This is a genomic window from Gramella sp. AN32 (assembly GCF_023718305.1).
Taxonomy (GTDB): Bacteria; Bacteroidota; Bacteroidia; order Flavobacteriales; family Flavobacteriaceae; genus Christiangramia; species Christiangramia antarctica.
Genome location: NZ_QEYO01000029.1, coordinates 1 through 12,232, shown reverse-complemented (window position 1 = coordinate 12,232; position 12,232 = coordinate 1). Strand labels below are relative to the sequence as shown.

The 12,232-nt window shown below is 39.9% G+C and carries 11 protein-coding genes; 10 read left to right on the top strand and 1 reads right to left on the bottom strand.

Annotated features, from left to right (window positions below):
* Window positions 1-8 precede the first annotated feature (8 nt).
* The 10 genes from DHD80_RS19400 to DHD80_RS19355 all read left to right on the top strand — a co-directional run bounded on the left by DHD80_RS19400 (window position 9) and on the right by DHD80_RS19355 (window position 10,987).
* Window positions 9-773 carry an SDR family NAD(P)-dependent oxidoreductase gene (locus tag DHD80_RS19400; protein ID WP_251743131.1) on the top strand — a complete coding sequence of 255 codons (765 nt, stop codon included), beginning with the start codon at window positions 9-11 and terminating at the stop codon, window positions 771-773.
* A gap of 67 nt (window positions 774-840) precedes the next feature.
* The gene (gene uxaC / locus DHD80_RS19395) at window positions 841-2,244 is read left to right on the top strand and encodes a glucuronate isomerase (protein ID WP_251743130.1); all 1,404 of its coding nucleotides are present in this window, start codon (window positions 841-843) and stop codon (window positions 2,242-2,244) included.
* On the top strand, window positions 2,244-3,269 hold the full coding sequence (locus DHD80_RS19390; RefSeq protein ID WP_251743129.1) for a sugar kinase: 1,026 nt from the start codon (window positions 2,244-2,246) through the stop codon (window positions 3,267-3,269). The genes uxaC and DHD80_RS19390 overlap by 1 nt, the downstream gene beginning before the upstream one ends.
* Window positions 3,270-3,273: 4 nt before the next feature.
* Window positions 3,274-3,942, top strand: a complete 669-nt coding sequence (locus tag DHD80_RS19385) for a bifunctional 4-hydroxy-2-oxoglutarate aldolase/2-dehydro-3-deoxy-phosphogluconate aldolase (protein WP_251743128.1) — start codon at window positions 3,274-3,276, stop codon at window positions 3,940-3,942.
* Complete coding sequence (locus DHD80_RS19380; RefSeq protein ID WP_251743127.1) at window positions 3,939-4,925, top strand: TRAP transporter substrate-binding protein; 987 nt, start codon at window positions 3,939-3,941, stop codon at window positions 4,923-4,925. Before DHD80_RS19385 ends, DHD80_RS19380 begins: the two co-directional genes overlap by 4 nt.
* Before the next feature lie 3 nt (window positions 4,926-4,928).
* Window positions 4,929-5,396, top strand: coding sequence for a TRAP transporter small permease (locus DHD80_RS19375; protein WP_251743126.1), 468 nt, complete (start codon window positions 4,929-4,931; stop codon window positions 5,394-5,396).
* Window positions 5,393-6,682, top strand: a complete 1,290-nt coding sequence (locus DHD80_RS19370; protein ID WP_251743125.1) for a TRAP transporter large permease — start codon at window positions 5,393-5,395, stop codon at window positions 6,680-6,682. The genes DHD80_RS19375 and DHD80_RS19370 overlap by 4 nt, the downstream gene beginning before the upstream one ends.
* Before the next feature lie 14 nt (window positions 6,683-6,696).
* Window positions 6,697-8,148, top strand: coding sequence for a tagaturonate reductase (locus tag DHD80_RS19365; RefSeq protein ID WP_251743124.1), 1,452 nt, complete (start codon window positions 6,697-6,699; stop codon window positions 8,146-8,148).
* Between the two features lie 28 nt (window positions 8,149-8,176).
* Window positions 8,177-9,793, top strand: coding sequence for an altronate dehydratase family protein (locus tag DHD80_RS19360; RefSeq protein WP_251743123.1), 1,617 nt, complete (start codon window positions 8,177-8,179; stop codon window positions 9,791-9,793).
* Between the two features lie 6 nt (window positions 9,794-9,799).
* On the top strand, window positions 9,800-10,987 hold the full coding sequence (locus tag DHD80_RS19355; protein ID WP_251743122.1) for a Gfo/Idh/MocA family oxidoreductase: 1,188 nt from the start codon (window positions 9,800-9,802) through the stop codon (window positions 10,985-10,987).
* 9 nt (window positions 10,988-10,996) lie between these two features.
* On the opposite strand, the gene DHD80_RS19350 is transcribed toward DHD80_RS19355, so the two are convergent.
* Window positions 10,997-12,043, bottom strand: coding sequence for a LacI family DNA-binding transcriptional regulator (locus DHD80_RS19350; RefSeq protein WP_251743121.1), 1,047 nt, complete (start codon window positions 12,041-12,043; stop codon window positions 10,997-10,999).
* Window positions 12,044-12,232 lie beyond the last annotated feature (189 nt).

Sequence of the window (12,232 nt, the reverse complement as noted above, 5' to 3'; positions counted from 1 at the left end):
ATAAAGAAATTATGGACTTATTTAAATTAGAAGGAAAAACAGCTTTAGTAACCGGTTGTAAACGCGGAATTGGTTTTGCCATGGCCGAAGCTTTGGCCGAAGCCGGTGCCGATATCCTTGGCGTTTCCGCCAGCCTGGAGCCTAAAGGTTCAAAAATTGAAAAAGCCGTTCAGGCTAAAGGCAGGAAATTTAAAGGCTATCAATGTGATTTTTCAGATAGAAAGTCCCTGTATGCATTTATTGAAAAGCTGAAATCAGAGAATCCGCAGATTGATATCCTGGTAAATAATGCCGGGACGATTATGCGCAAACCCGCCGCGGAACATCCCGATGAATACTGGGATAAGGTCATCGAGGTGAATCAAAACGCGCAATTTATCCTTTCAAGAGAGCTCGGCAAGGAAATGATAAAAAGAGAGAGTGGAAAAGTGATCTTTACCGCCTCGTTGTTAACTTTTCAGGGAGGGATTACCGTTCCCGGCTATGCCGCTTCCAAAGGAGCCATTGGCCAGCTTACCATGGCCCTTTCCAATGAGTGGGCTGGTAAAGGCGTTCAGGTGAATGCGATTGCCCCGGGGTATATCGCTACTGATAATACCCAGGCCTTAAGAGACAATGAAGAACGGAGTGAAGCCATTCTTGCGAGAATTCCTGCGGGACGTTGGGGAGAACCTAAAGACTTTAAAGGCCCTACTGTATTTCTGGCTTCCAAGGCCAGTGATTATATGAGTGGCGCGATCCTCACCGTAGATGGTGGCTGGATGGGACGCTAATATTGATAAGAGTAAAATTTCTCCTGAAGCATACATCCAGAGGAATTAAAAGAGAATCTAATAAAATATGAAAAACCAGGTATTTATAAAAGATAATTTTCTGCTTCAGAATGAGTATTCAGAGAAGTTATATAAAGGCTTTGCCGAAAAGCAGCCCATCATAGATTATCACAACCATTTATCCCCAAAAGATATTGCAGAAGATCGCAGTTTCGATAATATTACCCAGGTTTGGCTGGCGGGTGACCATTATAAATGGCGTGCCATGCGCACCATGGGGGTGGATGAGAAATACATTACCGGGGACGCTTCAGATAAAGAAAAGTTTATGGCCTGGGCGAAAACAGTTCCGCATACCCTTAGAAATCCGCTTTATCACTGGACGCATCTGGAACTTAAAAGATACTTCGGAATTGATGAACTATTGAATGAAGAATCAGCAGAACGTATTTATGAGGAAGTAAATAAACAACTGCAACAACCAAAAAATTCATGCCGTGGTCTTTTGAAACAAATGAATGTGGAAACACTTTGTACTACCGAAGATCCTATCGATACCCTGGAATATCATCAGCGGCTTGCGAAAAGCGATTTCAGTATAAAAGTAAGTACCGCATTTCGTCCTGACGAGGCGGTAATGATCGATTCCGATACTTATAATGATTATATCAATAAGCTGGGAGAAGTTGCAAAAATTCAAATTGAATCGTATCAGGATTTAAAAAAGGCACTTCTCAAACGCATTGAGTATTTTGATGCAAATGGTTGCAAGCTTTGTGATCATGGTCTTAATTTTATCTCTTTTGAAGACTTTAAAGAAGATGAAATCACCGCGATTTTTCAGAAGAAAAAAAACGGGGAAACGGTTTCAACACTGGAAAGCGAAAAATTTAAAACCGCAATTTTACTTTATTTAAGTGAGACCTATCATGAATTTGGATGGGTGCAACAATTTCATTTAGGAGCCCTGCGAAATAACAATAAGCGAATGCTCAAGGAGCTTGGACCCGATACCGGTTGGGATTCTATTGCAGACTACAGCCAGGCAGAAAATATTTCAGCATATCTTGATAGACTGGATAGCAAGGATAAACTCACCAAAACGATTTTGTATAACCTGAATCCTGCCGACAATGAGATTTTTGCCAGTATGATCGGGAATTTTAACGATGGGAGTGTTAAAGGAAAAGTGCAATTTGGTTCCGGATGGTGGTTTTTAGATCAGAAAGACGGAATTATCAAACAACTGAATGCCTTGTCCAATATGGGCTTGGTAAGCTGTTTTATTGGTATGCTTACCGATTCAAGAAGTTTTCTTTCCTATCCGCGTCACGAATATTTTAGAAGGGTTTTGTGTAATTTATTGGGAGCAGAGATGCAATCAGGGGAATTGCCGGAAGATCTTGACCTGGTTGGAAAAATGGTAGCAGATATCAGTTATAATAATGCTAAAGAATATTTCAAATTTTAATGCAGAATAATCAGGCACATAAAGCGAAAGTAGTCACATTTGGTGAGGTGCTAATGCGCCTATCTCCTTCTGAAAATCGCAAATTACAGCAATCTAATCAAATGGATTTCTTTTTTGGCGGTACCGAGATGAATGTGGCATCATCACTATCCTATTTTGGAATGAATACCCAGCAGATTACCAATGTATCTGATGACCTTGTTGGGGAGGCAGCCATTGCGGCCATGCGACATGCCGGGATTGATGTTTCTGCGGTTAATAAGGTGGAACATCCCTTAGGTATCTACTTTCTTGAAGTTGGTGCTTCTATGCGCTCCAGTAAAATAGCCTATAACAGGCTTCATGGATCGTTTGCGAATATTAGGCCGGAGCAGGTAAACTGGGAAAAAACACTGGAAAATTGCAATTATCTGCATTGGACCGGGATTTCCCCTGCCATTTCAGAGGGCGCTTATCAAAGCCTGAAAGAAGGCTTGGAAATAGCGCAAAAAAAAGGAATAAAAGTGACTGCAGATCCTGCGTACCGAAGTAATCTTTGGCAATACGGAAAAGATGGTCATGAAATTTTAAATGAACTGGTAGGCCTTTCCAATATTTTTATTGGAGGGGTGAATGAAATTAATGAGATCCTGAAAACCGATTTTTCTTTCGATGAAGCTGGATTTATAGAAGCAAGTAAGAAGCTGATTTCGGAATGTCCCAATATTGAAAAAGTCTTTGATAAAATAAGAACCGGGGTGAGTGCTTCCTGGCAAAAAATCTATGGCAGGGCCTGGACGGGTTCAGCTTATATTACCACTCCGGAATTGGAAATTACCAGTGTGGTAGATCGTATTGGAACGGGTGATGCCTATGCCGCGGGGCTCATTTACGGGCTTGATCATTATAATGACCAAAAGGCTTTGGAGTTTGCCAATGCAGCCTGTGCCCTAAAACATACAATATTGGGGGATGCTAACCTGGTAAGTGTAGAAGAGGTGCTGGAAGTAATGCAGGGAAATACCGGGGGCAGAATTAAAAGATAATCAAATGGCAACATATACAAGAATACAGGTAGCGGAAACGATGAAGTCCACAGGAATAATTCCTGTTTTCTATCATCAGGATCTGGAAATTTGTAAAAAAGTGATAAAAGCCTGTTATGAAGGTGGCGCACGAGTTTTTGAGTTTACCAATCGTGGAGATTTTGCGCATGAGGTTTTTGGAAAATTGAATAAATACGTAAATGAAAACTTTGAAGAAATGATCCTGGGAGTGGGATCGGTGATAGATCCGGGAACTACTTCGCTATATCTTCAATTAGGCGCAAATTTTATCGTTTCCCCTATTGTACATCCTGAAATGGCTAAAACTTGTAACCGGAGAAAAGTGGGCTGGATGCCGGGTTGTGGCTCGGTGACTGAAATCTCTTATGCGGAAGAGTTAGGCGCTGAAGTGGTGAAGATTTTCCCTGGAAGCCAGGTGGGAGGTCCTTCTTTTGTAAAAGCGGTTAAAGGCCCGTTTCCATGGTCTAGCATTATGCCTACCGGAGGCGTGAGTCCTACGGAAGAAAATTTAAAAGAATGGTTCAACGCCGGGGTTCATTGTGTTGGCATAGGATCGAAGCTTTTTACCAAAAAAGAGGATGCATCTTTCGATTATGACGCTATTACAAAAAAAGTTTCTTCAGCCATAAAAATCGTAGAAAGTTTAAAATGATCAACTATAAAAGAATATATAACATTTTACTGATCGGAACTTTTTTCCTTCTCCTATCTGGTTGTGAGGCCGAAAATAAAACGAGGGTGATTAAACTGGGTCATGGGTTGGATATCACGCATCCCGTTCATAAAGCCATGATTTTTATGGCTGATCGGCTTAAGGAAAAGTCTGAGGGGAAAATGCAAATTGATATTTACCCGAATCAACAGCTGGGATCTGAGAGAGAATGTCTGGAATTACTTCAGATAGGGAGCCTGGGAATGACGAAGGTATCCACCGGGGTGATGGAAAATTTTGCTCCCGGATTAAAAGTGTTTGGCTTACCATTTTTATTCCGGGATCGCCAGCATCGCTTTAATGTACTGGAAGGCAAGATTGGTGAAGACTTTCTGAATTCCAGTATCGACAAACGACTAAAAGGCCTCACCTTTTATGACGCTGGTAGCCGAAGTTTTTACAGTAAGACACCTATCAAAGGGCCTGAAGATCTGGAAGGATTAAAATTACGGGTGATGGAAAGTCAGACGGCTATCAATATGGTGAAAAATTTAGGCGGTTCCCCCACCCCTATTGCCTGGGGAGAATTATATACCGCTTTGCAACAGGGAATTGTGGACGGAGCAGAAAACAACCTGCCTAGTTTTTACCTTTCCCGGCACTATGAAGTATGTAAGTACTTTATTATGGATGAACATACGGCACTTCCCGATGAACTGGTTATAGGAACACCGGTTTGGAAAAAGCTTACTCCACAGGAACAGAAGTGGTTAAAAGAAGCTGCTATGGAGTCTTCAGAATATGAAAAGGAAATCTGGCGCAAAGCGGAACTCCATGCGCTGGAAGAAATAAAGAAGGCCGGGGTACAGGTTATTGAGGCCAATAAGGATGATTTTAGAGAACTTGTAAAACCGATGTATGATGAATTTTCTCTGGATCCTGAAATGCGTTCGATCATTGAAAACATACAGAATGTACAGTAGATTATGAAAAAAAGCTTAGATAAAATGTTGGGCAGTTTTTTAGTGTTCCTCTTGGGAGTTATGGTGCTGGCCGTTTTATGGCAGGTATTTTCCAGGTATGTAATGCAATCCCCGAGTTCCATAACCGAAGAATTAGCCCGTTACCTCTTAATATGGATTGGGATTCTGGGTGCGGCATACGCTGCAGGACAACAGGATCACCTGGCTATCAATTTACTGGAAGAAAAACTTAATAAGCAAAACCGCAAACGCTTAAAAATCGGGATAGACCTTTTGATCATCTTTTTTTGTGTCACCGTGCTTGTTATTGGCGGTGGAAATCTTGTGTATGTAAATTACGATTTGGGACAAACTTCCGCGGCACTGGAAATCCCCCTCTATATTGTTTATACGGTAGTTCCTTTAAGCGGATTATTGGTCATAGTTTATAAAATCAATGAAATTTTAAACCCTGAAAAGTACTTAGCATGATTTCAGAAATTTTGATATTAGTAATTTCGTTTGTCGTGCTTTTGGCCATTGGGGTGCCTGTAGCCTGGTCAATTGGATTATCCTGTTTATTTACCATGCTGGCAAGTATAGATTCCCTGGCGGCATTTACCACAGTATCCCAGCGAATGGCCACGGGATTGGATAGTTTTTCCCTACTGGCGATACCCTTTTTTATCCTTGCAGGACAAATAATGAACAAGGGGGGGATTGCCAACCGACTCATTAATTTTGCCAAAGCCCTTATTGGTTCACTACCCGGGGGGTTGGTATACGTAAATGTGATTGCAGCGATGTTATTTGGCGCCATATCCGGCTCGGCTGTAGCGGCGGCTTCGGCCATAGGAGGAATTCTGGGGCCACCCATGGAGAAAGAAAATTATTCCAGGGAATTTGGTGCCGCGATTAATGTTACGGCTTCAACCACGGGACTTGTGATTCCCCCTTCCAATGTGCTTATTGTTTATTCTCTGGCTAGTGGGGGCGTATCTATCGCATCCCTTTTCCTTGCGGGATATTTACCGGGAATTCTAATGGGTCTGGCTCTTATGCTGGTAGCGGCGATCTGGATCAAAAAGAAAAAATACCCTGCTGGTAATTCAAGTAGCCTGGGAAAAGTGCTTTCAACTTTTTTAAAAGCCCTCCCAAGTTTATTATTATTGGTAGTGGTCATTGGAGGCATCGTCTCCGGCATTTTTACCGCTACCGAAGCTTCTGGAATTGCCGTATTATACTGCTTGATTTTATCATTTATATACGGGGAACTCAATTTAAAAGGCTTACACCGGGTATTTTTAAGTTCTGTGGGAACAACGGCGATCGTTATGTTACTTATCGCTACTTCCATGAGTATGTCCTGGGTAATGTCGTATGAAAATATCCCACAATCGGTTAGTGAGGCGCTACTGGCGTTGAGTGACAATAAATATGTGATCTTATTAATAATTAATTTATTACTGTTGTTTGTGGGAACCTTTATGGATATGACCCCGGCAGTATTAATTTTTACCCCCATATTTTTACCGGTCATGGAAAACCTTGGGGTAGATCCGGTACACTTTGGAATTGTGATGGTGATGAATTTATGTGTAGGATTATGTACGCCCCCGGTAGGTTCTGTTCTCTTTATTGGGGTAGGGGTGGCTAAGACCACGATCCAAAAAGTGATAAAACCTTTACTGCCGCTTTACCTGGTAATGGCCATCGTTTTACTCCTGGTCACTTTTATACCCGCGATAAGCCTTTGGCTGCCTAGTTTATTTGAATAATTAAAATCTTTGTTATGGAAAAAATAGAAACAAAAAAATTAAACCGAGAAAACGCTAAAATCTCTCAAAATCTTCCCATAAAAGTGGTGCAATATGGGGAAGGAAATTTTTTGAGGGCCTTTGTAGACTATATAATAGATAAACTTAATAAGGAAGCCGGTTTTAATGCCGGTGTTGCTGTAGTACAGCCCCTGGCCGGCGGACTTATTAGCATTCTTAATGAACAGGATGGCCTTTATAACCTGTTTATGAAGGGGATTAGAAAAGGTGAGGAAATTCAGGAAAATGTAACTGTTTCATGTATTGAGAAGGGAATAAATCCTTACGAAGATTATGATAGCTATTTAGACCTTGGGCAAGAGGAGGAATTAGAATTTTTAATTTCCAATACCACCGAAGCAGGGATCGCCTTTGATGGATCTGATACTTTAGAAGGCTACCCGCATAAGAGTTTTCCGGCAAAAGTGACTGCTTTGCTTTATAAGAGATTCCAGCATTTTAAAGCTGCCCCGGATAAAGGACTAACGATTATTCCTTGTGAGCTTATCAATCATAATGCCGATACACTAAAGGAAATAATACTTAAATATGCTCATTTATGGAATCTGGAACTGGAATTTATAAACTGGCTGAATGAAAATAATAGTTTTCATAATACCCTGGTAGATCGTATTGTTCCGGGATATCCAAAAGATGATATCGATTCGTATCAAAGTCAGCTGGAACTTGAAGATAAATTGATAGTCTCTGCGGAAGTATTTCTGCTTTGGGTGATTGAGGGTGGAGAAAAATTAAAAGCTCAGATCCCTTTTGATAAGATTGATGAGAATATTCTTATTGTAGAGGATCTACAGCCTTATAGAACCAGAAAGGTTAGAATTTTGAATGGCGCCCATACCGCGATGGTCCCCTTTTCAATTCTTTTCGGAAATGAAACCGTGAAAGAAACTGTAGACCATGATTTTACAGGTGATTTTATAAAAAAAGCCGTTTTCGAAGAAATTAATCCAACACTCTCCTTACCTTCTGAAGAACTGGATTCTTTCGCAGAAGAGGTATTTGACAGGTTTCGAAACCCATTTATAAAACACCAGTTATCGAGTATTGCTTTAAATAGTATCTCTAAATTTAAGGTGAGAGTACTTCCAAGCCTTCTTGCTTTTCAAAAAGAATACAATCGATTACCTTTACGACTTACCTTTGCATTTGCCTGTTTAATACGGTTTTATGATGGGAAATGGAAAGGAAAAAGTTTACCGGTAAACGATAGTGACGATGTTGTTTCTCAAATGAATAAGGTATGGGAACTTCACAGTTATAATGAAATTACGGAGCAGGTGCTTGCAAAAACGGAGTTCTGGGAGTTGGATCTAAATACGGTTCCAGGGTTAAAAGATAAAATTGCTACTGCCCTGGAATTAATTGATTCGAAAGGGATCGAGGAGGGCTATAAAGCATTTTCATAAAAATTAGAATAACTAAAAATTGGTGGTTATGAAAAGTAAATTAATAAAAGTCAATACTGAAGATAATGTTGCCATTGCTTTAGTAGATCTATGGCAGGGTGACAGGATAAGTTTCGAAGGTGGAGAGGTTATCATACTTTCAGATACTCAGGCTAAGCACAAAATAACCATGGTAGACCTTGCTCCCGGAGATAAGATTTACATGTATGGTGTTCTGGTAGGAAAGGCCACAGAAGAAATTAAAAGGGGGGATAAGCTGACCACTGAAAATGTAAAGCATGAAGCCGAATCTACTTTTGCTAAATCTGAAACTACCTCATGGAAAGCCCCCGATGTTTCGAAATATCGGGATCGTACCTTCCAGGGTTATCATAGACCTGACGGACAGGTGGGAACGGCAAATGTCTGGTTGTTCTTTCCACTGGTTTTTTGTGAGAACAGAAATGTAGAATTGTTAAAAGATATTTTTGAAAAGGAATTTTCATTTCATAAATCGCCAAAACAAAGGCAGTTACTTCGGAATCTAATCAGTGGAAAAGATGAAGATACAGCAGTAGATTTTGAAGAAGAGGAGCCTGGTATTTTTGATAATATTGAAGTGAAATTTATCACCCATCAGGGTGGTTGTGGCGGTATACGTCAGGATTCGGTAATTTTGTCCAAACTTCTGGCAGGCTATGTAAATAATCCCAATGTAGCGGGAGCCACGGTTTTAAGCCTGGGGTGCCAGAATCTTCAGATTGATATTTTTAAGAATGCGCTGGAGAAAATTAATCCGGATATTAAAAAGCCGGTGCTCATCTACGAACAACAACAAATGGGCACGATCGATGAAATGCTGGATACCATTATCAAAGATTCTTTTGAAGGCATTAAAAAAGCCAATGAAATTAAAAGAGAACCGGCTCCTCTTTCTAAATTGAAACTAGGTTTGGAATGTGGTGGCTCTGATGGATTCTCCGGAATTTCTGCCAATCCTGCTTTAGGGTACGCTTCAGATATATTGGCCGCTTTAGGAGGTTCCCCTATTCTTTCAGAATTTCCTGAATTATGCGGAGTAGAACAGGAGCTGGTCAACCGTTGTGTGGATGATGAAACTGCCAATAAATTCATGGAATTGATGAAATCTTATGAAAATGCCGCGGAAGCATCAGGTTCCGGCTTTGATATGAATCCGTCTCCCGGTAATATAAAAGATGGCTTAATAACCGATGCGATGAAGTCTGCCGGTGCGGCTAAAAAAGGCGGGACTTCTCCTATTCAGGCCGTGTTAGATTATGGGGAATATGTCACAAAACCGGGGCTTAATCTTTTATGTACTCCCGGAAATGATGTGGAAAGTACTACAGGTATGGTGGGCTCCGGAGCTAATGTGGTTGTTTTTACCACCGGTCTTGGAACTCCCACGGGGAATCCAATTACCCCGGTGATAAAGTTGTCTTCCAATTCAATATTAGCCGGAAGAATGCCCGATATTATTGATGTTGATGCGGGAGGAGTTATCAAAGGTGAAAAAACAATTCCTGAAATGGGGGAGGAACTTTTTGAATATATCATTGATGTGGCCAGCGGAAAAATTAAATCGAAAGCAGATCAGTTAAATCAGGATGATTTTATTCCCTGGAAGAGGGGAGTTTCTTTATAAATTTATATGAGTAACGAGAACAAAATTATCAAAGCAGGCATTGTAGGTTCTGGATTTGCCGCTAAATTTCATTTAGACGCCTTAAAAAGGGTGTATGGTGTTCAGGTTGAAATAGTTGGAGCACATTCAAAAACTCCCGAAAATCTAAAGCGATTTTGTGAAGAAAACTCTGTGAAGCCCTTTTCCGATTTAAAGGAATTGATTGCAGAATGTGATGTGCTTCATTTGTGTACTCCGCCGTTTTCCCATGAACCTCTTGCCATTGAAATTCTAAATAAAAACAAGTATGTTATTATAGAAAAACCTTTGACGGGCTATTTTGGCAATGGAAAAGAAGATTTTTCAGGAGATAATTTTCAGCGAGAAGAAGGTTTTAAGAAGGCCGTGGATAGCGTGAAAAATATGCTGGAAGCTGAAAAGAAAAGTTCAGGTAGAATACTTTATGCCGAAAATTGGGTGTATGCACCAGCAATTCAGAAGGAGAAGGAGCTTATAGAAAAAACGAAATCCCAGATTTTATGGATCCAGGCACAACAATCCCATTCAGGATCCCATTCCCTTGCTTACGGAAAATGGAGATTATCCGGTGGGGGCTCGTTAATGGGAAAAGGTTGTCATCCTTTAACCGGGGCTATTTATTTGAAACATGTGGAAGGTAAAGTAAAGAATGGGAAGCCTATTCGTCCTAAATCGGTTACCTGTCGGGTCCATAGTATTACCAGATTACTAAATTTTAAAAATGAAGGTCACTTAAAAGATTCTTATACAGATGTGGAAGATTATGCTCTTACTCATGTTGTCTTTGAAGATGGAACAGTGGCCGATATTACTGCGAGCGAATTACTTCATGGAGGGGTGAAAAATTACCTGGAAGTGCACGCTAATAACCATAGGACCATTTGTAATTTAATTCCTAATAATGCCATGCAAACCTATAATCCGAAAAACAGCAATTTCGAAGATATTTATGTGGTTGAAAAAACGGGAACTAAAGAGGGCTGGTCTAATATTTCTCCAGATGAAGCTTGGTTCAATGGCTACCAGCATGAAATGGAAGCTTTTTATAGCAGCATAGCTTCGGGCATAGATCCCGAAAGTAACAGCGCCTTAGCTGCAGATGTAATAATTACAATTTATTCGGCATATATCTCGGCAGAACAGAAAGGCAAAGAAATATTGATTCCTATAATTTAATTCGAGAGTTTAAACTCCATCACTTAAATTAAGTATTTTTCGGCTTGATGAATCTCTGATAAATAATTCTGGTGATAATACTACCTTCTTTTCAATACTTAATGCCTGATCGCCTTTAACCTGCTCCAGGAAAACCTGCGCTGCAATCTTACCCATCATGAGAGGTGTTTGATCTACGGAAGTAATTGGAAGTTCCATATACTTTGTAAATGGTTCATTACTGAAGCCTACGACACAAACTTCCTCTGGGATTTTAATTCCCCGTTGTTTTAATTCCTGAATAGCACCAAGAGCTGCATAATCTCCTGCTGAAAAGATGGCATCTGGCTTATCTTTAAGTTTCCATAATTCATCTATAGCCTGCATACCAGATTCAATTTTACTACTAGTGTTTATTACCAACTCATCTTTATATTCTATATCATATTTCTGTAAGTCGGCTTTATAGCCCTCGTATCGATTTTTATAAATCTCAAGGTTTATATCACCAGATAGGTGTGCTATTTTTTTACATCCTTGATCAATTAAATGTTCGGTTGCCATAAACCCTGCCTTAAAATCATCGAGAACCACTGAACTTACTCCTTCCACATCGATCTTTCTATCAAAAAACACAACAGGAGTCTGCTCTTCCATTGCTTTTTTGATATGATCTGTATTTTGAGTAGTCTTGGAGACTGACATAAATATTCCGTCAATCTGGGTATTTAATAGCGCGTTCAGCTGCTCTATCTCATTTTCAGCTTCTTCATGAGATTGACAAATAATAATATGATATCCCTGTGGAGTTAGTTCTTCCTCGATTCCTCGAATTACAGAAGAGAAAAAACTTCTGTTTATATAAGGGACGATTACTCCCACGTTATTCGTCCTGCCGTTTTTAAGAGCCTGTGCCAGGCGATTTTGCTTGTAATTCATTTCAGTTGCAGTTTTAGCAACTAACGCACGCGTTTTCTCACTTATTTTAGGATTATTATTTAGGGCTCGGGAAACCGTGGCAGCACTTATATTTAGCTTTTTCGAAATATCATAAATAGTTACTTTATCCTTCTTCATTAGGTTAGTTTAAAGTAAATACTTAGAGGAAACGTTTCTTTTTCCAAAATTTATTTAAAATTTAGAGTTACTACGATAAAGACTATTTTATTAAATTGATATCAAATATAATAAGGATGGAATTTACGGGATTGAGTTTGATAAAGTTTACTGAAACCTTCAAAACTGATGAAGATTGCAAGAAATACC